This is a genomic window from Tardiphaga sp. 215_C5_N2_1 (assembly GCF_052076055.1).
GTDB lineage: Bacteria > Pseudomonadota > Alphaproteobacteria > Rhizobiales > Xanthobacteraceae > Tardiphaga > Tardiphaga robiniae.
The window spans coordinates 3,101,250-3,123,064 of record NZ_CP197240.1 but is presented as its reverse complement, the minus strand read 5'-3'; the positions used below and the strand labels follow the sequence as shown (position 1 = coordinate 3,123,064).

Annotated in this window: 18 protein-coding genes; 13 read left to right on the top strand and 5 right to left on the bottom strand. The window is 60.5% G+C overall.

The genetic code is table 11. The features are described from left to right. The first annotated feature begins 30 nt into the window (after positions 1 to 30). The 11 genes from AB7828_RS14940 to AB7828_RS14890 all read left to right on the top strand — a co-directional run bounded on the left by AB7828_RS14940 (position 31) and on the right by AB7828_RS14890 (position 11,590). Positions 31 to 1,182, top strand: a complete 1,152-nt coding sequence (locus AB7828_RS14940) for an ABC transporter substrate-binding protein (protein ID WP_115031017.1) — start codon at positions 31 to 33, stop codon at positions 1,180 to 1,182. 5 nt (positions 1,183 to 1,187) lie between these two features. After that, positions 1,188 to 1,907, top strand: a complete 720-nt coding sequence (locus AB7828_RS14935) for an ABC transporter ATP-binding protein (protein WP_244558396.1) — start codon at positions 1,188 to 1,190, stop codon at positions 1,905 to 1,907. Next, positions 1,879 to 2,862: a branched-chain amino acid ABC transporter permease gene (locus tag AB7828_RS14930; protein ID WP_120286758.1), complete on the top strand. Its 984-nt coding sequence runs from the start codon at positions 1,879 to 1,881 to the stop codon at positions 2,860 to 2,862. The genes AB7828_RS14935 and AB7828_RS14930 overlap by 29 nt, the downstream gene beginning before the upstream one ends. Positions 2,863 to 2,864: 2 nt before the next feature. Then, on the top strand, positions 2,865 to 3,638 hold the full coding sequence (locus AB7828_RS14925; protein ID WP_120286759.1) for an ABC transporter ATP-binding protein: 774 nt from the start codon (positions 2,865 to 2,867) through the stop codon (positions 3,636 to 3,638). Further along, the gene (locus tag AB7828_RS14920) at positions 3,631 to 4,518 is read left to right on the top strand and encodes a branched-chain amino acid ABC transporter permease (protein ID WP_120286760.1); all 888 of its coding nucleotides are present in this window, start codon (positions 3,631 to 3,633) and stop codon (positions 4,516 to 4,518) included. The genes AB7828_RS14925 and AB7828_RS14920 overlap by 8 nt, the downstream gene beginning before the upstream one ends. A 30-nt stretch (positions 4,519 to 4,548) precedes the next feature. Further along, positions 4,549 to 5,247, top strand: coding sequence for an NAD(P)H-dependent oxidoreductase (locus AB7828_RS14915; protein WP_231079521.1), 699 nt, complete (start codon positions 4,549 to 4,551; stop codon positions 5,245 to 5,247). Further along, positions 5,244 to 6,014 (top strand): SDR family NAD(P)-dependent oxidoreductase, encoded by a 771-nt coding sequence (locus AB7828_RS14910; protein ID WP_120286762.1) that lies wholly within the window; start codon positions 5,244 to 5,246, stop codon positions 6,012 to 6,014. The genes AB7828_RS14915 and AB7828_RS14910 overlap by 4 nt, the downstream gene beginning before the upstream one ends. 494 nt (positions 6,015 to 6,508) lie before the next feature. Beyond that, a complete protein-coding gene (locus AB7828_RS14905) occupies positions 6,509 to 8,035 on the top strand; it encodes a porin (protein ID WP_120286763.1) in 1,527 nt (508 codons plus the stop codon). Between the two features lie 223 nt (positions 8,036 to 8,258). Further along, a complete protein-coding gene (locus AB7828_RS14900) occupies positions 8,259 to 9,227 on the top strand; it encodes a Bug family tripartite tricarboxylate transporter substrate binding protein (RefSeq protein WP_120286764.1) in 969 nt (322 codons plus the stop codon). A gap of 94 nt (positions 9,228 to 9,321) precedes the next feature. Then, on the top strand, positions 9,322 to 10,083 hold the full coding sequence (locus AB7828_RS14895; RefSeq protein ID WP_120286765.1) for an SDR family oxidoreductase: 762 nt from the start codon (positions 9,322 to 9,324) through the stop codon (positions 10,081 to 10,083). Positions 10,084 to 10,174: 91 nt separating this feature from the next. Next, positions 10,175 to 11,590 (top strand): aldehyde dehydrogenase family protein, encoded by a 1,416-nt coding sequence (locus AB7828_RS14890; RefSeq protein WP_120286776.1) that lies wholly within the window; start codon positions 10,175 to 10,177, stop codon positions 11,588 to 11,590. Between the two features lie 671 nt (positions 11,591 to 12,261). Here AB7828_RS14890 and AB7828_RS14885 read toward each other — a convergent pair. Together AB7828_RS14885 and AB7828_RS14880 are read right to left on the bottom strand one after the other, a co-directional pair. Then, entirely contained in the window at positions 12,262 to 13,314 is a 1,053-nt protein-coding gene (locus AB7828_RS14885) for an IS110 family transposase (protein ID WP_439068597.1), read from the bottom strand. Positions 13,315 to 13,430: 116 nt separating this feature from the next. Beyond that, positions 13,431 to 13,979: a MarR family winged helix-turn-helix transcriptional regulator gene (locus AB7828_RS14880; RefSeq protein ID WP_439064769.1), complete on the bottom strand. Its 549-nt coding sequence runs from the start codon at positions 13,977 to 13,979 to the stop codon at positions 13,431 to 13,433. Positions 13,980 to 14,059: 80 nt separating this feature from the next. Here AB7828_RS14880 and AB7828_RS14875 point away from each other — a divergent pair, with 80 nt between their 5' ends. Continuing rightward, entirely contained in the window at positions 14,060 to 14,824 is a 765-nt protein-coding gene (locus tag AB7828_RS14875; protein ID WP_120286835.1) for an SDR family NAD(P)-dependent oxidoreductase, read from the top strand. Positions 14,825 to 15,036: 212 nt separating this feature from the next. Here the strand turns inward: AB7828_RS14875 and AB7828_RS14870 are convergent, their stop codons facing one another. The 3 genes from AB7828_RS14870 to AB7828_RS14860 all read right to left on the bottom strand — a co-directional run bounded on the left by AB7828_RS14870 (position 15,037) and on the right by AB7828_RS14860 (position 18,581). After that, a complete protein-coding gene (locus AB7828_RS14870; protein ID WP_439087827.1) occupies positions 15,037 to 16,977 on the bottom strand; it encodes a caspase family protein in 1,941 nt (646 codons plus the stop codon). Between the two features lie 374 nt (positions 16,978 to 17,351). Continuing rightward, positions 17,352 to 18,275 carry a dienelactone hydrolase family protein gene (locus AB7828_RS14865; protein WP_120286833.1) on the bottom strand — a complete coding sequence of 308 codons (924 nt, stop codon included), beginning with the start codon at positions 18,273 to 18,275 and terminating at the stop codon, positions 17,352 to 17,354. 108 nt (positions 18,276 to 18,383) lie between these two features. Further along, positions 18,384 to 18,581, bottom strand: coding sequence for a hypothetical protein (locus tag AB7828_RS14860; RefSeq protein ID WP_244628280.1), 198 nt, complete (start codon positions 18,579 to 18,581; stop codon positions 18,384 to 18,386). 67 nt (positions 18,582 to 18,648) lie between these two features. Between AB7828_RS14860 and AB7828_RS14855 the strand changes: the two genes are divergently transcribed. Next, positions 18,649 to 21,813: a CHAT domain-containing protein gene (locus tag AB7828_RS14855; RefSeq protein ID WP_439061894.1), complete on the top strand. Its 3,165-nt coding sequence runs from the start codon at positions 18,649 to 18,651 to the stop codon at positions 21,811 to 21,813. Positions 21,814 to 21,815: the final 2 nt, after the last annotated feature.

Genomic DNA, 21,815 nt, shown 5'->3' with positions numbered 1-21,815 from the left:
AGCTGAAAAAACAGACAGGGGGACGGAGACATGAGACCACACAAGGCGTCAATTTGCGCCACGCTGTTCGCGCTCGCGCTGGCACTGCCGGCGTCAGCGCAGCAGACGATCAAGATCGGATCGTCGCTGGGTTTGACGGGATACGGGTCGGCGACCGACGGTCACTGGCGTGACGGGATGCAGATCGCCATTGAGGCGGTCAATGCGCAAGGCGGCGTCCTGGGCAAGAAGCTCGAACTGGTGATCGAAGACAACAAGTCGACGCCGCAGCAGGCAGTGGTCGTCTATCGGAAAATGATGACAGACGACAAGGTCGCCGCCTTCGACAGCGGCTGCATCTCGGCCGGCAACTTTGCCGCCGCGAGCTTCGTCTCCAGAGCCAAGTTGCCGATGTTTCTCTGTTCCATTCTGCCGCGCCAGCCGGATGAGCAGAAGTGGGCCTTCCAGTTCCTGCCGCCACCCAAATTCGAGGTGGATGCGCGCTATCGGTATCTCAAGGACAAGACCGATATCCGTAAGGTCGGAATCCTCTCCGATCCGAGCCCGTACAGCCTGTTGATGCGCGGCCTAGCGGAAAAGGGCGCCGAGGAATTCGGACTGACCGTCGTGGCCAACGAGTCCTACCAGCAGGACGACGCCGACTTCAGCGTTCAGATCGGGCGCATCAATGCGGCTGGCGCCGGGGCGATCATCATGCTGGGGCAAGGCAATGCGGTGGTAACCGTCGTCAACAACATCCGCAGCCTCGGCCTGACCAAGATGCTGATGTTGGGCAGTATCAACGAGCTCGATATTCTGCTCTCGGCGGGCAAGGTGCTTGGCGACCAGTATCTGGTCCCGTCGCCGCTTATTCAGGTGGCAGCCGACGACATCAACGTTATCACAGATCCCACCGCCCGCGCGGCTGCGGAGCCGTTCGTCAGGGCGATGAAGGCGAAGTTCGGCAAGTCCGACAACGCACAGGCCTCGCGCGCCTGGGACTCGATCATGATGATGGCTGCCGCCATGAAGAAGGCGAATTCGACCGATGGGACGGCCGTACGCGATGCATTCGAGAAACTCGGCCATTACGACGGTGCGGGCGCGTCCTACGACTTCAGCGCGGAGAACCATATCGGGATTATCAAGAATCCCTACGTGATCGCCTTCGTGAAGGACGGCGTTCTGGTTCTCAAGAAGTGACGGCGATGGCGGACATTGTCCCCCTGATCGCTGTCCGCGATCTGACGGCCCGCTACGGTCATATCGAAGCGCTGCGGTCGACCGCGCTCCATGTGGCGCCCGGTGAGTTCGTGACCATTCTGGGACCGAACGGAGCCGGCAAGACCACCTTGCTTCGCGCCATCACGCGGCTGATCGCCAGCACCGGGCAGATTGTGTTCAACGGCCGGGATGTCACTCATCTACGCACCCATGAGCTGGCCGGGCTCGGTATCATCATGGTGCAGGAAGGGCGGGGCCTGTTCGGTGACATGAGCGTGCGGGAGAATCTGCAACTCGGCGCCTACAAACTGTCCGGACCGCAGGCCCACAGCGAGCGGCAGCTGGAGAAGGTGTTCTCCCTGTTTCCACGGCTGCGCGAGCGTATCGACCAGACCGCATCGTCCATGTCCGGCGGTGAGCAGCAGATGCTGGCTGTCGGCCGGGCACTGATGGCCGATCCAAAACTGCTCATTCTCGACGAGCCGTCGCTCGGCCTTGCGCCGCGCGTCGCTTCCGAAATCCTGTCGACGCTCGGCGCCCTCAACAAGGAGGGTCTGGGTATCTTGCTGGTCGAGCAGAAAGCGCCGCTGGCGCTCAAACTCGCCCAGCGCGTTTACATTCTTGCCTCTGGAAGCGTTCGGGCCGAGTTGCCGACGCACGAGATTGAATCGCACCATGACCTTGCTCGCTATTACTTCACCTAAGCCGGTTGCGCGTCTCGACCGGTTCTCCATCGGCCTGCTTGGGACAGGCGCGCTGCTGTTTGTCGCCGTGCTGATCTATGGCGGCTATCTGCTGACGGTGATGCAGCTCGCGATGATCTATGGCATCTTCTGCCTCGGATTGAATTTCTTCATGGGCTATACGGGGCAGGCCTCGTTCGGCCAGAACGCCTTCGCCTGCATCGGCGGCTATGGCAGCGCCATTCTCTGTGTGCAGTACAACTGGGAGCCTGTGCTTGCCCTGATCGCCTCGATGGGCGTGGCGGGAATAGCCGCGCTGGTGATTGGCTATCCGACGCTGCGTCTGCGCGGCCACTATCTCGCGATGGCGACCTTCGCGCTGGGCCTCATTACTTATGACATCTCGGTCCAGTGGACCAGCCTGACCCAGGGCTATATGGGCTATGCTGGCATTCCACCGCTCGGCATCGGCAGCCTGACCGTCGAGGACGAACGGCTGAAGCTGCTCTGCCTCGGTGGGCTGCTGCTGGTCGGTTTCTGGATCTCGCAGCGCCTGCGCGATTCCCGTTTCGGCCGCGGACTGCGCGCCATTTCCGGAAGCGAGAACGGCGCCGCTGCGCTCGGCATTCGGATTTCGCGCTTCAAGCTTATCGCCTTCGTCATCGCCGGATTGTATGCGTCGGCCGCCGGATCGCTGTTCGCGCATACGGTTGGCTTCATCAGTCCCGAAGTGTTCGGCCCGCAGATGGTCATCGTGACCTTTACGATGCTCTATGTCGGAGGCGTCGGCACGCTGATCGGTCCGGTCGTCGGCGCCATTGTTGCATCTCTGCTGCCGGAGATCTTCCGCAGCACCGGCCGCTTCCAGGACATCGCCTATGCGCTGGTGCTGCTGCTGATGCTGATCTATGCGCCCAAGGGCCTGTCGGCGCTCGGTGGACTGTTTCGCCCGCGCAAAGACAAAGGGGAGGCGTGACCATGGCGCTCCTCAAGGTCAAGGGTCTGACCAAGCGTTTCGGCGGGCTGCTCGCCAATAACGAGATCGATCTCGACGTGCCGCAAGGCAGCCTGTTCGCGGTCATCGGCCCGAACGGTGCGGGCAAGACGACGTTCTTCAGCATGATCTCCGGTTTCCTGAGTTCGACCTCGGGAAGCATCGCATTCGATGGCCGCGACACCACCCGCATGCGCCAGGATCAGATCGCCGCTATGGGGTTGATCCGGACGTTTCAGCTCGTGCAGCTGTTCAAGGGCATGTCCGTCGCCGAGAATGTCGAGGTCGGTTGCCACCTCGCGACCCGCGGCGGCGTCGCCGCGGCACTGCTGCGGCCATCCTGGTTTCGCCGGCAGGAAGCCGAGGTTCACGAGCGGGCGCGCGAACTGCTCGATTTCGTCGGGCTTGGCGCGCAGGCCGATCTCGATGCCGAATTGCTGCCCTATGGTCAACAACGACTGCTCGAAGTCGCACGCGCGCTCGCATCCAAGCCGCGGCTGCTACTGCTCGACGAGCCCGCCGCCGGTCTCAATACGCAGGAGACCGACGCGCTCGCGCACATCATCCAGAAGATCAACCGCCAAGGCACCACGGTGCTGCTGATCGAACACGATGTCGGACTGGTCACACGGATCGCGCACCGGATCGCGGTGCTCGATTTCGGACGAAAGATCGCCGAAGGCACGCCGGACGAAATCAAGGTCCATCCCGAAGTCATTGCCGCCTATCTCGGCGTAGAGGAGGCAGCCAATGCCTAGCGCAGTCGAACTCGTTCAGAGTCTGGTCAACGGCGTCGGTATCGGACTAATCTACGGACTGGTCGCGATCGGATTTTGCGTCATCTACAACGCCAGCGGTATCGTCAATTTCGCGCAGGGCGTGTTCGTCATGCTCGGCGGCATGTTCGCACATACGCTGCTGACGCAATTCGGCCTGCCGATCTATGTCTCGGCGGTGCTGTCGACAATCCTGGTCGCGGGCATCGGTGTTCTCGTCCAGATCACCATCATCAATCCGATGTGGCGTCGCAAAGCGCCGCTGTTCGCGATCATTCTCGCGACTCTGGCTATCCAGCTTCTGATCGAACAGGTCGTCATTCTCACGCTGGGCGATCAGCCGCGGACCTACCCTGAATTCACATCCGGCGGGCCGTTGAAGATCGGGCCGATCGCGATCGGCTATCAGTTGTTCTGGGTGCTCGGCTGCGGCGCCCTGATGGTGTTCGCTCTGACGCAATTCTTCAACCGCACGCGGATGGGACGCGCTTTGCGGGCCTGTTCGCAGAACCGCGAGGCCGCCGCATTGCTCGGCATTCCCGTCGAGCGCATGCTGATCGTGTCCTTCGCACTCAGTGCAGCGCTGGGCGCCGCAGCCGGCATTCTCATCACGCCAACGCAATATACGGCGTACAGCGTCGGCGGGCCGTTCGGCATCAACGGCTTCATCGCGGCGATCATCGGGGGCTTCGGCAGTGCGCCGGCGGCGCTGATCGGCGGCATCTTCCTTGGCGTCATTCAGTCCGGTGCCATCGTGTTCTTCGGCGCGGGCTTCAAGAACATCGTGGCGCTGACGGTGCTGCTCATCGTGCTGCTGTTTTTCCCCAGTGGGTTGTTCGCCGGCCGGGCTAAGAGCGCCTGATCCAATGATGTCGCTTGCGAGAGTATCGCGATGAACGTCCTGATGATCTATGCGCATCCCGAGCCGACCTCCTTCACGGGTGCCCTGAAGGATGCCGGTGTCGCGACATTGCGGCAGGCCGGCCACGCGGTGGTGGTGTCCGATCTGTATGCCGAACGGTTCGATCCGGTCGCCGGCCGACACGACTTCAATGCCGTGGCGGATGCGGGACGTTTTCACTATCAGACCGAACAGGCCCATGCGCATGGCACCGGCGGTTTCGCGGCCGACCTCGTGCGTGAGCAGCAGCGCCTTCGCGACGCCGATCTTGTCGTCTGGCTCTATCCGATCTGGTGGGGCGGCATGCCGGCCATTCTGAAGGGCTGGTTCGACCGCGTCCTTGCCTTTGGCTTCGCCTATGCCGATGGCCGCCGCTTCGACAGCGGCTTCTTTCCCGACAAGCGCGGTCTGCTGTGCCTCAGCACCGGCGGCACCCGGCAACGGTTCTCGGCTGGCGACGCTTATGGCGATATCCAGACTGTGCTGTGGCCGGCACAGCGCCTGATGATCGAGTATCTTGGCATGACAGCTCTTGAACCGTTCGTCGCTTACGCCGCGCCGCGCGTCGATGCCGAAGGCCGCGAAGTGTATCTGAGGCAATGGAGCCTGCGATTGCAAAAGGCAGTCGAAGACATGGCGCCGCACGCCGGCATCGCAGTAGTCACTCCCACGGAAAGAGGCAGGTCATGAGCACCAGCGATCAAGGGCGGCCCGACCGGGATTCGTTGAGCAACAAGGTCGTGCTGGTCACGGGCGGGTCGCGCGGGATGGGAGCTGCGATCGCACGGCGTTTTGCCGGCGCGGGCTGTCGTGTGGCGATCGGCTACCGCAATGAGTCCGCGGCGGCGCATGCGGTACTCGGTGATATCGCCGAGTTGGGGGCACAAGGCATCGGCGTTGCTGGTGACATTTCCAATCCGCACGAGGCGCGGACGATGGTCGCACAGGTCATTGCGCGGTTCGGGCATCTCGACATTCTGGTCAACTGCGCCGGTATCGCGGAATATCGGCCGTTCGAGGCGGTCGACCCCGAGCTGTTCCGCGCCACCTTCGATACCAATGTCCTCGGCACGATCGCTGTTATTCAGGCGGCGCTCCCGCATCTGACCGCGCCGGGAGGACGGATCATCAATTTCTCCTCCGCACTCGCTACCCGGCCGATCCCGACCACCTCGATCTATGCGGCCTCCAAGGCGGCGGTTGCTGCCCTGTCGCATGCGCTCGCCAAGGAATTCGGCCCGCGCGGGATCACAGTCAACACGATCGCGCCCGGCGTGATCGAGACCGACATGACGACGCAGATCCTGGCCGAGCGCGGCGCAGGGATCGCGGCGATGACGCCGCTCGGTCGCGTCGGGCAGACCGACGACATCGCCGGTGTTGCGCTATTCCTCGCGTCGCCGGAGGCGAAATGGCTCACCGGGCGTACGATCATCGCCGATGGCGGCGTGAGCTGACGGAGCGCGCCAAACAGCAGTCCGCATCCGCTGCGGGATCGAACGACGCCGGTTCGACAATAGTTCGGCGGCATTCATACGCCGACCATGGATGCGCTGCCCTACACGCCCAATGATATCGCCGCGCGCGCGAGCCGCAGCGCGCGGCATCTTGCGGAGCGACTCACTAAATCGATCGCCGGCAGTTCGCAGCGAGGCGATACGAGTTCTATTGGCGGGCTCGCTATCATCGTTCTCGACGTGCGGCGCGCATGCGTTTCGATAGTTGTTCGCGATGACGAAACGGTACCCTTCGTTTGTGCGTCAATGCAACGCGAATGACACACTCCGTTCATCATTGGCCCGAAATTCGCCGCCATCGTTGACAGGCCGATCTCTCCATCAATATCCTATATCAAAACAGCGTTACGCCCTCGCGTACAACGAACGCGAGCCGGCGGTGGGCGGCCAAGTAACATTTCACTGAGGAAACGACGGCAATTCGGAGGGCTATAATGACGACGACTATCAAGACTCTTGTTCTCGGCTCGGCGGCAGGGATTCTCGCGATCGGCGGTGCATACGCAGCCGATCTTCCGGTGAAGGCCAAGGCGGTCGAGTATGTGAAGATCTGTTCGCTTTACGGCGCGGGCTTCTATTACATCCCGGGCACCGACACCTGCATCAAGATCGGCGGTGCACTTCGCATCGATACCGCCTTCAATGCTGCGAGCAATTATGACGTGCCGTACTGGTTCGGCGGCGCCGGCGGCAACAATCTCTACACGAAGGACTATTTCAACACCAAGCCGCGCCTGACGCTGACCACCGATACGCGCACAGCGACCGAATACGGTCTGCTCCGCACATTCTCCAACATTCATTTCGATTTCGCGCAAGGACGTGAAAGCATCGCCGGTGGCTACGTCGAAGTGGATTTCGCGTTCATCCAGTTCGCAGGCTTCACCTTCGGCAAGGCCGTCTCGCAGTTCGACCCGCAATGGGCGCTCGCCAAGCCGACGATCGCCTCCGGCTTTTTCGCGGGCTCCAACAACGCGACCGGCATCCCGCAGCTGGCCTATACGGCCTCCTTCGGCAACGGCGTCTCCGGCACCATCTCGCTCGAGAACGCGTCGCCCTATCGCAATGCCGGCCTGTGGAACGTGAACACGTTCATCGTGGCGCCCGGTGCCTCGCAGTTCACCGGTGCATTCTATGGCTCGTCGTCGAACACGTTCCTCGGTAATGCCGCCGGCGGCAACCATATGCCGGACGTCGTCGGCAACCTGCGCCTAGATCAGGCATGGGGCACGCTGCATTTCGCTGCAGCCCTTCATCAGGCGACGGCGCAATACTACACCAATGAACCCTCCGGCCACCCTGACGATGCCTATGGCTTCGCCGTAAGCGGCGCTGTCGAGTTCAAGAACCTGCCGACGGGCGCGGGCGACAGCCTCAAGCTGGAAGCCTCCTACGCCAAGGGCGCCGCGAAATACGTTTTCGCTGGGACGGTGGATACGCTGGGTGGCGGGCGGTTCGCCAAGTTCGATGGCAACACGGTCGGCTTCGGCTACGTTCTCGATGGTGTCTATGCGCCCGGCGGCCAGATCGTGCAGAGTTCGGCTTGGGAAGTCAGTGGCTTCTTCGAGCATTACTGGAACCCAGCGTGGCGCACCTCTCTCTTCGCCAACTACAGCCACATCTCCTACGGCGACGCGGGCAATGCTCTGTTGGCAGGGGCATTCGCCTCGACCACGCGGGGCTTCGGCACCAGTTCGTCCTCGGCAGCGGCTTCGTCCGCCGGCGTTCTGTCCGGGACCAGCAACAACTTCGACTTTGCCACCATGCAGGTCGGCACCAGAACAGCCTGGACGCCCGTTCAAAATCTGACGCTCTCGGCGGAATTCATCTACAGCCGCATGGATCAGAGCCTGGGTGGCACCTACACCGGCAACGTCGTGGGCAAGCCGGCGGGCACATCCTACGCCGTGCGCGATCAGAACCTCTACAACGGCGCGGTTCAGATCCTGCGATCGTTCTGAGCCTGATCGACCACTGGGGCGGTGTTGAAAACAAGAGCCCCCGGCAGACGTGCCGGGGGACTGTTCACGCAAGCGCGTGAGCGAGCCATGCCGTACAGCGGAACGGCGGCACATTCCGCAACTTCGATAGCGGTTTGATTGTAGGACATCGAACAGGGAAAGCGCTGCGGAAGATGGCGCTGAACAAGCGGGCACAGCCTGCATCGTAAAAATCGGAGGAAACATGCGTGCATTGCTAGTCGGCCTGTGCGGTCTCGTGCTCGCCCTGACGCCCATTCACAACGCCGCCGCGCAAGGATGGCCGGAACGGACCGTCACTATGATCGTGCCGTTTCCGGCAGGATCCGCCGTCGATACGCTCGCGCGCGCGGTCGGCCAGGCGCTGAGCGAGGCGCTCGGCAAGCAGTTCATCGTCGACAATCGTGCGGGGGCAGGCGGCAGCATTGGCGGTGCGGCCGTGGCCAAGGCGAGCGCTGACGGCTACACGCTCCTGTTTGGGACCCCTGCGCCGATTGCACTCAACAAGCTGATGTATAAGGGGCTGGCCTATGATTCCGAAAAGGATTTCACGCCGGTCGTTCTCGTCGCCAAGTCCCCGCTCATTGTAACGGCGCGCGCCGACTTTCCAGCGAAGACATTCGAAGAGTTGATCGCTTATGCGAAACAGAACCCTGACAAGGTCAATGTGGGACATCCCGGCAACGGCACGCTCGGGCACATCACGTCGGAACTGGTGCAGAGGTCCGTCGGCGTCAAGATGACCAACGTGCCGTATCGCGGCACATCACCGCTGATGACGGATTTGCTCGGCGGTCAGATCGACATCGTCATCGACTTCATGCCGACCTATGTGCCGCTGGTCACTTCGGGAAAAGTTCAGGCGCTTGCCGTCACGACCAGCCAGCGGGCCGCGCAACTGCCGGCCGTACCGACAGTGCAGGAGACGGGCTTCAAGGGCTTCGAGGCATCAGCGTGGTACGCCATGGTCGCGCCGACCGGGACGTCGCCAGAGATCGTCGCCAAGTTGAACAGCATCGTGAACGGCTTTCTTCAGAGTGAAAAGGGAAAGGCTATTCTCGGGCAGAATGCATTGCTGGGCGTCGGTGGATCGCCGGACGATCTCAAGGCATTCGTCGCGGCCGAACTCGCCAAGTGGCGGCCGGTCATCGAAGCGGCAAAAATTGCAATGTAGCAAGGGCGAGGCCGGCACCGCGCAGTGCAGCGTTATCCTGCTTGCGCTGGTCCGGGCTCGTCGTCTGACGATCGGGAGTGATTGAGTGACCCACATGATCCGCATCGATGTTCCCGCGCTATCGACTCCCACAGTGGCGCTCGTCACGGGCGGTGGCAGCGGGATTGGCAAGGCGACAGCGGCGCGGCTCGCCGCCAGCGGATCGGCTGTTGTGGTCGGCTACAACAGCCGCAAGGAGCTGGCGGAAGATGTCGTGAGCGGGCTGCAGGGTACCGGGCATCTCGCTCTGCGCATCGCGATCGACGATCCATCCTCTATCGCCGAAGCCGCGGCGCAGGTGGAGAAGGAGTACGGCCGGCTCGATGTACTGGTCAATTGTGGAGGCGCCACGACGCCAGTGCCCGCCAACGATCTTGACGCACTGACCGACGAGATCTTCGACCGGACCGTGACTGTCAACTTGCGGGGGCCTTTCGCCATGGTGCGCGCTTTCCGTCCATTGCTGGAGCGCGGCAGCGGCGCTGCCATTGTGAACATTTCGTCCATTGCCGCCCGCACGGGGCTGGGAAGCAGCCTCGCTTATCTCTCCGCCAAGGCGGGCGTCGACGCGTTGACGATCGCGCTCGCGAAAGTGCTCGCACCGAAAATCCGGGTGTTTTCCATTTCGCCGGCCGGCGTGGATACGGATTTCGTCGCTGGCCGGACGCGGGAACAGTTGCAGCGGGTCGCCGAAAAACTCCCGCTTGCCCGCATCACGACGCCCGACGATGTCGCAAGAGCGGTGATGGCCTGCATCGTCAGCCTGACGAGCTCGACGGGGATCGTCGTGCCCGTGGACGAGGGCAGGCACCTCTAAAGCACTCGGCGGCGGGAGTTGCGGCGAGATAGCGACGGCGGGGCCGCGAGCTCCAAACACAATGGCTATGTAGGCGTTACGGATGGAGAAGATGGACAAGCTGAAATTCTATATCGACGGCGCCTGGGTGGATCCCGTCACACCGTCAACTCTTGAAGTTTTCAATCCTGCGACGGAGGAGGCCTTCGCGCGGATTAGCCTGGGCTCTCGCCGGGATGTGGACCGGGCTGCGCAGGCCGCCCGCCGCGCCTTCGCGACATATTCCGAAGTGAGCGTGAAAGATCGCTTCGTCTATCTTCAGAAGATCATCGAGGGATTCAGGGCACGTCTGCCGGAACTGGCGCGGATGATGACGCTGGAAATGGGATCACCGATCACCTTTGCGATGGAGCGCCAGGCGACCGTTGCGCTGTTTCATTTCGAGGAAGCTGCGCGCGTGCTTGCGGACTACAGGTTCGAAGAACCGATGGGAGGCGGGGTCGTTCGTCGCGAGCCGATCGGCGTCTGCGGCCTGATCACGCCTTGGAACTGGCCGTTGAACCAGGTGGCTTCGAAGGTCGCGCCAGCGCTGGCGGCCGGCTGCACGGTTATTCTCAAGCCCAGCGAGATCGCGCCACTCAGCTCCATGCTGTTCGCCGAGATCGTGCACGAGGCCGGCATCCCGCCGGGTGTGTTCAACGTGGTGAATGGCGATGGTCCGACGGTGGGCGAGGCGATCGCCGCCCATCCCGAGATCGACATGGTGTCGTTTACCGGATCGACAACGGCCGGCGTCCGGGTGGCCAAGCTGGCGGCGGACACCGTCAAGCGCGTCGCGCAAGAGCTGGGCGGCAAGTCCGCCAACATCATCCTTCCTGATGCCGATTTGAAAGCTGCCGTGATACAGGGCGTTCACGCCTGCTACACAAATGCAGGCCAGAACTGCCAGTCGCCCACGCGCATGCTGATTCCGCGCGCGCAGCGCGACGAAGCCTTCGCTGCCGCAAGCGAGGCCGTTGGCAGCATCCGTCTCGGTGATCCGCTCGATCCGGCGTCTACCATGGGGCCCTTGGTGAGCCAGTCACAGTTCGGGAAAGTACAAGATCTGATCCAGTCCGGCATTGACGAGGGCGCGACCCTGATCACGGGCGGAACGGGCCGGCCGGCGGGGCTCAATCGCGGATACTACGTTCGCCCCACCGTGTTCGGCGACGTGACATCGCAAATGAGAATTGCGCGCGAGGAGGTGTTCGGTCCCGTGCTGTCCATCATGAGCTATGACAGCGAGGACGAGGCCATCGAGATCGCGAATGATACGCCGTTCGGACTGGCGGGCTTCGTGCAATCGCGTGACCGCAACCGGGCGCGCACCGTCGCCAATCGCATCCGCGCAGGACGCGTTTACCTCAACGGCGCTGCATTCGACCGCAGCCTTCCGTTCGGAGGATACAAGCAGTCCGGTAATGGACGCGAGTTCGGGGTTTTCGGCTTCGAAGAATATCTGGAGGTCAAAGCGATCATTGGGTAGCGAATCCGACTTCGCCCCAAAACACGATAGCGGTTCGCCGCAAGTAGTCCGCCACGAGGCTGTCGTAGCTCTCGCGGCGCCGCGGTCGCGCGCTTCCTCCAAGTTGGCGCGCGGCCGCACATTTCTTCCCGCGGGGAAATTTGGGCTTCGAGCGCCGCAAATTGGCCGGCTCAGGTCATACGGCCTAAAGGACTAGAAGTGTGACGTGAGGGCGGCTCTTGGCGCAAAGCGGACTTCTAAATAATCTCGATGCCGATGGCGAAAGATCGGTGCCTGTGCTGGGGGCAGGCCGACTGTTATGGAGAATATGGAAGATCTACCCGGTTTCTGACTGTATAAGAAATACGCAAAAGCTATCCAGACGACGACTGTATAAGAAACATGAATTTTCTATACAGTCTGAACCACGCTTGGCTGGTAGCTCATGGCGCAAATGTATGGACCGGCAGCTGATCGCAAGTGAAAGTTTGCGTGGATAGCGGAAGTCGCTGATATGTATCCGGCCTGTTGATCGGCTCGCGGGCCGTGGCCTTGATGGGGATACGCACGCACCTTTGGCCTCATTAGCGGACAGGTTTTCGAGTAACCATTTGCGCCACCAGGCTCTGAGCACGTCGATCGATCCGGTCCATGCAGCTTTTCAATCGCGAACTGATTTGGAGGTCGAGAGCCTAGATGGTTTCGGCCTCAAGTCTGTGGGTGTCGAAGGCCTTTCCGCTATAGAGCACGCTCCAGGCAATGCGGGCGAGCTTGTTGGCCAGAGCGGCGGCGAGCTTGTTGCGATGCATCCTCGGCGCGGCATTGGTCAGCCACTCTCCGAAGCTGAACTTCGCCCAGTTTTGAGGTCGCATCAAAAGGACCTTGGCAGCCTGGATGAAGAGGGTTCGCAGGTATCGGCTGCCGCGCTTGGAGATGCCGCCCAGGATCGAGCGCCCTCCGGTGCTGTACTGTCGCGGCACCAGCCCAAGCCAGGCGCCAAAATCCCGGCCTCGGTTGAAAGCCTCACCCGTGCCGATCGCTCCGACAATGGCCGTCGAGATTAATGGCCCAACGCCAGGCACACTCATGAGGCGGGTGCAGTTCTCCTCGTGCTCGCTGATCTCCTCGATCTCGCGCGTGGTCGTCTCTATGCGCTCGTCGAGCCGGAGCCAGTCCTCATGGAGCCCGATGATCAGATCGCTCATGCGCGGCGATATCTCGTCTTTGCGGTTCTTCAGAATCTCGAATAGTGAGGTGCGCAAGGCGCGCGAGCCGGTTCGCACGGCAATGCCCTGTTCGATGAGGAAGGCTCGAATCTGGTTGATGGTCGCTGTTCGGCGGGAGACCAGCCGAGAGCGAACCCGGTGGCAGGCCTGCAGATCAAGCTGATCCTGACTTTTCTCCCGGACGGTACGCAGGTTAGGCCTTAAAGCGGCTTCGGCAATTGCCTCAGCGTCGTTGTAGTCGTTCTTCTGCCCCTTCACGAATGGCTTCACATAGATCGCCGGAATGATCCGCGGCTCATGGCCAAGCTGTCGCAAAGCGCGACTGACGAAGTGGGCGCTGAGGGAAGCTTCCATGCCAACGATGCATGGCGGTAGCTTCTTGAACGTTTCCACAAGGGCTAGTCGCTTGATCTTGCGACGGAACGCGATCTTGCCGTCGGTGCCGAAGCCGACGAGGTGGAAGACTTCCTTGCCAATATCGATGCCGATCGAGTCGAGGGGCGCAATGGTTGTATCCATGGGCTGCTTCTCCGGTTGAAATGCAGCAGTCTAGGCCGACTGCCGCGCGGGAGAAGCAGCCGGTCCATCCCATTAGCGGACATAAAGCGTTTTCCGGTGACCAGTTCCTGCCGAAGCTAAGCGTCACGCTCTGATCGCTTTGAACCAGCAGGCCGCCCGGCCCTATAAGCGTCAAGAAATTTTCTGGACGAGACGCCATCTGCAAGCTCCCGAAGTTGAGTGGCCGAATCGTGTCCGAGTACCAGCTCGGTGCGACGATTTGCAGTGGTCCACAACTTGATCCCTTCGGCCAAACGCTTTCTGCCCAGCGCTGTGAGTGATGCGTGTTTCGTTCGTTTGTCGTGTTTGTCCTGCTCAAGCTTCATCAAGCCATCGCGCACCAATGGACGCAGCGCATATGTCAATGATGAGATGCTGAGTGCGAGACGTTCGGCAAGCGTATTTAGAGTAGGGCCATCCACCCCGCCGAGACGATCGGCCTGGAAAAGTAAGCCAACTTGCGTAGCCTTCAGGCCAGTTGGTGCCACAGCCTCGTCATAGAGATGGCCGAGCCGTCGGGCAGCCTGACGAAGCGCTGTATGCGTGCAGGGAAGCTCGTCCAACTCATAAGCCGACGAAATCTCGCTGTTTTTCCGGTTTCTCATATCCTCAAGATAGTTGGGCACCGTAGCATTGAAAAGCCCTGACCATCACCTAAATACTTGGGTACCCAACAATTGGGTGCCAAAGTTTATGGAGAAATGCCATGTCCGCACCGAAAACCGCTGTTATCACAGGAGCGTCCTCGGGTATCGGCGCCGTCTACGCCGATCGTTTTGCCAAGCGCGGCTACGACCTTGTGCTCGTCGCGCGGCGCGTTGATCGCCTTGAGGATGTAGCCGACCAGATCCGGAAAGCTCACGGCGTAAACGTCGAAGCGCTTCAAGCTGACCTCGAAAAGGATAATGACATCGCCAAGGTTGAGCGCGTTCTATCAACCAATCCGACAGTCCGAATCCTGGTAAACAATGCTGGTTTGGCTCGGCTGAAACCGCTTGCACAGTCTCTCCTTCAAGACTCGCTCGCGCAGATTGCGCTCAACATGACGTCTTTGACGCGCCTCACCCATGCCGTTCTGCCGGCCTTCGTGAAGGCGAATGACGGCTTGATCATCAACATTGCTTCGGTGCTCGGGATTCACGCGCTGCCGGTCAGCGCTGTTTACAGCGGCACGAAGGGCTTTGTTATAAATTTTACGCGCGGCCTTCAAGAAGAGCTCGCCAGCACCGGTGTCAGGGTTCAGTTGGTCAACCCGGCTACAACCGCAACTGAGATATGGGACAACTCCGGAATTCCTCTCTCGGCACTCAACCAGGAAGCGGTGATGACGACTGAGAACATGGTTGATGCGGCATTGTCGGGCCTAGACAACGGCGAGAAGGTTACTTGGCCGTCGGTCGCCGACGCGACTCTCTGGGATAGGTACGACGAGGCACGCTTGGCACTTTTCGCCGCGACTCAAACCGCCTGATAAGAGATAGTAGAGAGACGCGCAATCTGTTGGCCAGAGCGTCGGCGGCGCGCGTCTCGCACGGAACGAATGCAAGATTTCCATGACCGCTTATGGCGCAAAACAGACGTTCATGCTCGCGCTCGTGTGTGAATTGTGAACACCTCCTGCGGCGAAGCGATTGACACATCTCCAGCGCCGGCGCGGCGCGTACAGGAATTTCGGATTTGTGCTCAGTTACAGACTTCGAAGTTTCCGGCGTATCCATTGCGCGTCTGCACTAGTTTGCATCCCTTGCCGATTGGGCGGCAGCCACCATTACCACAAATGATTTGCGCGGACGGCGCGGCGGGCGCCGCTACCTGGGTCGTTGAAGGGGCGCGCTTTGTCGGCGGCTTCTTGACTTCGATTTTTTCGCAAGCGTTGTTGTCTCCAACCTCATAGCCGGCGCGGCATGTTACTTTCGTGCAGCGATCGCCATCGGCCTTGTAGCCGCTTTCGCAGACCAGCGGACAGATGCGGCCGGTTTTACTTTTGACTAGATCGAGCGCATCAAGACTTGCAAGTTTCACATCTAGGGTGGTGCCGGCGTGCTTGTTAAAGAGACCGAGTGCGCGCTGGGCGGCGCCGTTCCACTCGCTGGTAACGGCTCCGGTGTTGCAACCAACTCTACGCAGCTCTGCTTGTACTTGACGAGGTATATCAATTGCATTTTCGGCAGATCGTGATGAAGTTTCGAACTTCGAATCGGATGCAACGCTGGCCACCGGCCCAGTAGGTCTGTCCGTATCCAAATTCGGCGAGATCGCCTGGCGTCCGTCAGCTTCGCGCTTCCTCTCCGGTAGATTTGGGCCATCGGTAGCGTTTTTCTTCTCCGCCGCAACGCGTGCTTCTTCCGCAGCCTTCGCTACCGCGGCGATCTTGGCGCGCTCTGCTTGGGCCAGCTTGGCGTCTTCCGCCGCTTTTTTCTTTTCCGCTGCAACGCGCGCCTCTTCTGCAGCCTTCGCTACGGCGGCGGTCTTGGCACGCTCTGCTTCGGCTAGCTTGGCGTCTTCCGCTGCTTTTTTCTTTTCTGCAGCGATCCGAACCTCGTCGGCTGCCTTCGCGGCTTTCGCTGCTTTCGCTTGTTCCGCCGCACGCGCACCGTCGGCAGCGAGCCGGGCTTTCTCTTCGTCAGCGATACGTGATCGCTCGGCCGCGGCGCTGCGAGCTTCCTCGGCCAATAACTTTGCGCGCTGCGCCTTGGCGAGCTCCGTGTATAGGCCTCTCGGATAATCGACAATAAACGCCTCCCAAACCGCTTGGGTACCGATCGTCACTGCGGCGTCGTAGTCACGCCGGGCATCGGCATTGGTGGAGCCTGGCAATGAAGATGGGGGGGCAACTGCAGTCGGTAATAGAACCGCACCCGACGGCACTAGCGACACGTCGTTGCCGCCGAGGGACCCGTAAACATAGGGCTCTTGCTTGTTGTCGGTAGCTTTCATCACATCGTCGCGAATGAAGCCGAAAGCCTTACGCAGGTCCAGTCCGGGTTTAGGCAGGTGATCCACGAGTGCGGTGGCGAACGGGCTATTGCGGCTCGCGCCGTCTGAAGCGGTCGAACCTGCTTTGGCGGCGAACGCAATCATGGTATTGGGCGTGGTAGGCTCAACCTTTGCCAAGCCTCGGCCAATCGCGCGAGAACCCAACGTACGCTTCATGGTCTTGGCGAACGGGTTGTCGCGACAAGCATCAAGGATTACCAGCCGCAGCTTTTTGGCGGGCTCAACAGCGACAAGGATACGGTCGAGCGAGACCGCTTCATCGTAGATATCCGTGTCCTGCTCAAGAGTCGCGTCGATCGGAATAATGTAATTGATGCCGTCGACTTCAATACCGTGTCCCGCGTAATAGATAACGGCTACGTCTGCATCACGCGTCTTTGCCGTAAAGTCCCGCAGTACTTTTCTCGTGTCACTTATGGAAAGATCACGACGCGAATCGACCGTATCGAAACCGGCTTTTCTCAACACTGTTTCGATGGCGGCCGCGTCATTCGCCGGATTCGCAAGTCTTCCGACATGACTGTAGGCGGAGTTTCCCACGATCAACGCGACTCGTTTTTCTGCCGCCGCCGCTGTAACCAACGTGCAGTAGAGCCCAGCCGCGATCAAAAGGCGTATGACGGTCACTATCAAAATTCCAAAAAGTATAACTTAGATTGCTACAGAAGCCCCCTGTTGGGTAGCGTAAAATTCGTCTGGTTAGCTTGGACTACCTGGCAGGCAACAAAAAAGATGGCGACGGTCGTTACTGCGTTCACCATCAACCTCCGTGGCGATCGCCGCTAATGGGATTAACCAGATACCGCTGTAATTTACCGTACCGGAACTGCCCCGCCAGAGCGGGTAGGGTCCTTAAGATCCGATTGTATTGAAAGGAAATCGTTCGAACTACCACCTCTCGCCAATCCTGAACGGTTGCAGTCAGGGCGCCTCGCAGATGCAAGTCCTTCAGTGTCGGAGGAGCGGGGGGCAATTCCTGTGGAGAGAGTCTGTCACCACAGTTATTTGCCCCGGTGCGGAGCGGCTAGGAATTGAAATAACCGCTTGGATGAGTCTGTCGTGACGTCCTGTCTAAACTTATAAGAAACTAGGTTCCCGCGTAAATCCGTCTTGCTACGACCGTCGAGTTGCCGGCAGTCCCAGCAGTGGCCAGTGTCAGGGTAGACATGCCATTCTACGGCTGAGCCAGCCGACTTGGCTTCATGTAGTTTTTCAACGCATTCGCTGGCGGGGGTTTCATTGTCGGTGGCGCCCATGAGAACCAGTGTCGGCTGCTTCATGTCATCGCTGACGATGTCAAAGCTCGGCGTATTTGGCCGCGAAACGCGGAAGCACCCGGGATAGAAACTTGCAACGGATGCGAACGGGCGACCGCCCAGCGCTTCCGCGTACCTTGCGCTGGAGACGATAAGGCCAACCATCGCTCCCCAAGAGAACCCGACGAATGATAGCCGAGTCGGGTCCACGAACGGATATTGACGGAGATGGTCCGCCGCTTGAAATGCGTCCTTTGCTCCGCGGAATAGATTGACGCCGTTTCGCGGCCCGAAGCACAACGTGCTAACCTGCCGAGGCGTCAGACTGTCGATCAGGAGAACGACATAGCCAAGGCTGACAGCTTCGCGCGCCCAGAGGACGATCGCTTGGTTCACGCCTGCGCACTGATGGACCATCACCAGCGCAGGAAACGGGCCATCGCCGTCAGGCTTCAGAAACGCAGCTTGGGACGAAGTCAGTTCATCTCCCGCCTTGACCGGCTGCGGAAAGGTGAGATCCTTCGCGAATGACGCGGCGCGGCTGGCGATTTCAGAAGGAAGCATACGTAACGGCGGGACAAAATCTTCCGCCAGAGAGCTCGTCAACAGCCCGGCGGTACCTGCGATCAACACTAGTGCAACGTAAGACACTCGGCAAATGGTCGCCATCTCGTCTCCGAGCGTTACTACAATGAACCTGGTTCCATGCGGAACCTGTCTCAACGCGCTTGTCGATCAAATTGGTTTGCGGCTAGGATCACGTCATATTTTGATAAGTTATTTTGGAGCCGTGATCATGCAAGCGGTCATTTCCAAGCGATTGATAATTCGGCATGTGGCTTTATGCGCATCGGCGACGCTCTTCATCAGCGCAGCGCTCGCGCTGTTGTCGCAGGCGGCATTTGCGCTCACGCAGGAAGCTGCGATCGAGCAGTGCCGGATGTCGGTTGGAAAGCCAATTGTGATGTCCTGCATGCGCGGTGGCGGCGGCAGCCTAGAGGCATGCCGGACGAAGGCCACTCCCGCAGTACGCTCTTGTGTGATGTCGAGACTGAACGCGGCAAACGGGCGTGCCAATGTCGCCGTCGCCGTCCCCGCCGATGTCACGCCGAAGATCGCACCGGAAACGGCATTGCCGGTCGGCTTTGTCGCACCGCCGCGCTCGATCTCCGATATCACGGCGATCCTCGATACCGAGAAGCCGGACGAGAAAAAGATCGAGCAACTAAGGGCCGACGCAGACGTGAAGCCTCCCGGCGGAGCTTCGCGCGTCTCGCTTGCGCAGTTCTATCTCGACCGTGCGGGCGCAAGAAGCCAGCTCGGTCGGCTAACGGATTCCATCTCCGATCTTGAAAAAGGGATTGAGGCGGGCCGCGGTGCTGCTCCGCCCGGACTGATGGCGCGCCTGGTTCAACTAGTGGCTGTCCAGTACGGCAGTGCGGGCGATCCGAAGAAGGCGCTCGAAACATATCAGCGGCTACTGCGCGACACCGCGAACACGCCGGGTGCGAAGGGGTTCGTACATACAGCTAATCGCTCGATTGCCAATTCGCTGATCCAGATGGGCGATATCGTTCAGGCAGAAGGCTACATGCGCCGCAGCCGCCCGGCGATCGAGGAGGCGCGAACGAGTGGCCATCCTTCCATGCGCGCAGCGTATGCGCGTTACGGCCAGAATTGGGAGGCGGAGATCGAGCTCGGGAATGCTGCCATTTTCGAGGCACGTGGACAGTTTAAGGAGGCTGAGGCTTCGCTTCGCATTGCGGAAGCCCGCAAGCGCGCAGGCATGAAGGGCCTTCTCAGTGGCGAGAATCCGCCGACGGAGTCGGCATTGCTTCAATCCATCGATTTTATCACGCTCAGTCTTGCACGGACGAAGGCCCGGCAGGGCCGTCTTGCGGAGGCCGAATCCGATGCACGTCGCGCGCTGTTGTCCCGGTTGAAGGACCAAGGCAAATATCATTACGCGACGCCGCGTTTCATTGCAGGTCTTGCGGGCATCCTGGTCGAACAGGGGCGCCATTCCGACGCCGAAAAGCTGCTGCGCGTGGCACTCGATATCGGCAAGACGACGGGCGTTCCGGATGAAGCGCCACAAACCGTACAGATGCTTTCACAGCTTGGCGGCGTCCTTAACTTGCAGCGCAAGAGCCGTGACGCCGTCGCGGTTTATGCCCAGATCGACAGGGCAATCGCCAACTGGGAGCCGATGCGGCGTCAGGTATTCGAACTGAACGGCTCGCGTATCGCATCGCTCTATGCTTCGGGCCAGATCGAGGCGGGCATTTCCGCGGCTGACCAGTTGGTCAAGAAGCAGATCGCACGCGTAGGCGAGAGCCATTTTGATACGGCGTCGGCGCGCGGAACCCTTGCTATCGGCTTGATGCGAGCAGGACGCGATGAGGAAGCTATCCGCGAATTCAAGACCGCAATACCAATCCTAGTCGCATCGTCGCGAGAGAATGCAGACGGTGACGACACAACCGTCGTTGCGGCCAAGAATCAACGCTTCCAGGCGATCATAGAAGCCTATTTCAGAATGTTGGCCAGGCAGAAGAGCCGGTCCGCAGATATCGGTGTCGAAACATTCAGCTTGGCGGACGCCGTCCGTGGCAGCTCGGTGCAGCAGGCCTTGGCGGCTTCGAGCGCGCGTAGTTCAGTCAAGGATCCCGCGCTGGCCGAGCTGGTGCGCAAGGAGCAGGATCTGTCGAAACAGATCAATGCGCAAATCGGTACGCTGAACAATGTGTTGTCCTTGTCATCGGCTGAGCGAGATGAGAAGGGCGTGCAGACGCTGAATGTGTCGATCGCCAATCTGCGCAGCGCGCGGACCACGGCGCGACAAGAGATCAATCGGCTTTTTCCGGCTTATGCAGATCTGGTCGCGCCAAGAGCGCCATCCGTGGACGAGATTCGCGATACGCTGGCGCCCGACGAGGCGATGCTATCATTTTACTTTGGTCAGGACGCGAGTTTCGTCTGGGCGGTTCCGAAGACCGGTGCGGTTGCCTTTGCTTCAATCGGGTCCAATGCAGCGGATGTCCAGACCAAGGTAGCTCAGTTGCGCGAAGCGCTCGAGCCGCAGGCGGCTATGATTTCCGATATTCCCGCTTTCGATGTGGCATTGGGATATGACCTGTATTCGTCGCTCCTTAAGCCCGTAGAAGCCGGCTGGAAGCCGGCCAGGAAACTGATCGTCGTCACCAACGGCGCGCTGGGTCTGCTGCCACTCTCACTACTGCCGACGCAGCCGTCGGTGATCAAGAAGAATGAGGAGGTTCTGTTTGCGAGCTACAGGGATGTGCCCTGGCTGGCGCGCACCCATGCGGTCGCCATGGTTCCGTCCGCAGCCGCATTGCGCACTTTGCGGCAGCTACCGCCCGGCAAGTCCGACCGTAGCGAGATAATCGCGTTCGGAGATCCGTATTTCAACACCGAGCAGCAGGCCGAGGCCGAGCAGATCGATGCAAAAATACGAATCGCCGATGCCGCCGACGCCAATACCATGCGCGGTGTGCCGCTGAAGCGGCGCAACAGTCCGAAGCTTGACGGCGTGGATAGCGCGGAGCTTGGCTTGTTGCCGCGGCTTCCGGATACGGCCGACGAATTGCGCTCGATCGCCTTGGCGCTGCGGGCCGACCCGTCGAAAGTCTTGAATCTAGGCAAGGGAGCGACGGAGAAAGCCGTTAAGTCGATAAATCTGTCCGGCTTCAAGATTATCGCGTTTGCAACGCATGGCCTCGTGCCTGGCGAATTGAATGGGCTGACCCAGCCGGCGCTTGCATTGTCCTCGCCGACTGTGACCGGTGAAGAGGGCGACGGCCTATTGACGATGGAGGAGATACTCGGTCTCAAACTCGACGCGGACTGGGTCATTCTTTCGGCCTGCAACACCGGTGCGGGCGCCGGCGCCGGCGCAGAAGCCGCCTCGGGCCTTGGCCGGGCGTTCTTTTACGCGGGCACCCGCGCTCTTCTGGTCACCAACTGGTCGGTGCATTCACAGTCCGCGCGAGAGTTGATGACAGATCTGTTTAAGCGGCAGGCCGACGATCCAAAGCTGGCACGCGGCGAAGCTCAGCGTCAGGCCATGATGGCTTTGGCTGACGGACCCGGCTATCTGAATGCCGATGGAAAGACAGAGTTCGCTTACGCACATCCGTTATTCTGGGCGCCCTACTCCATTATAGGGGATGGGGGCACCAGATAAGT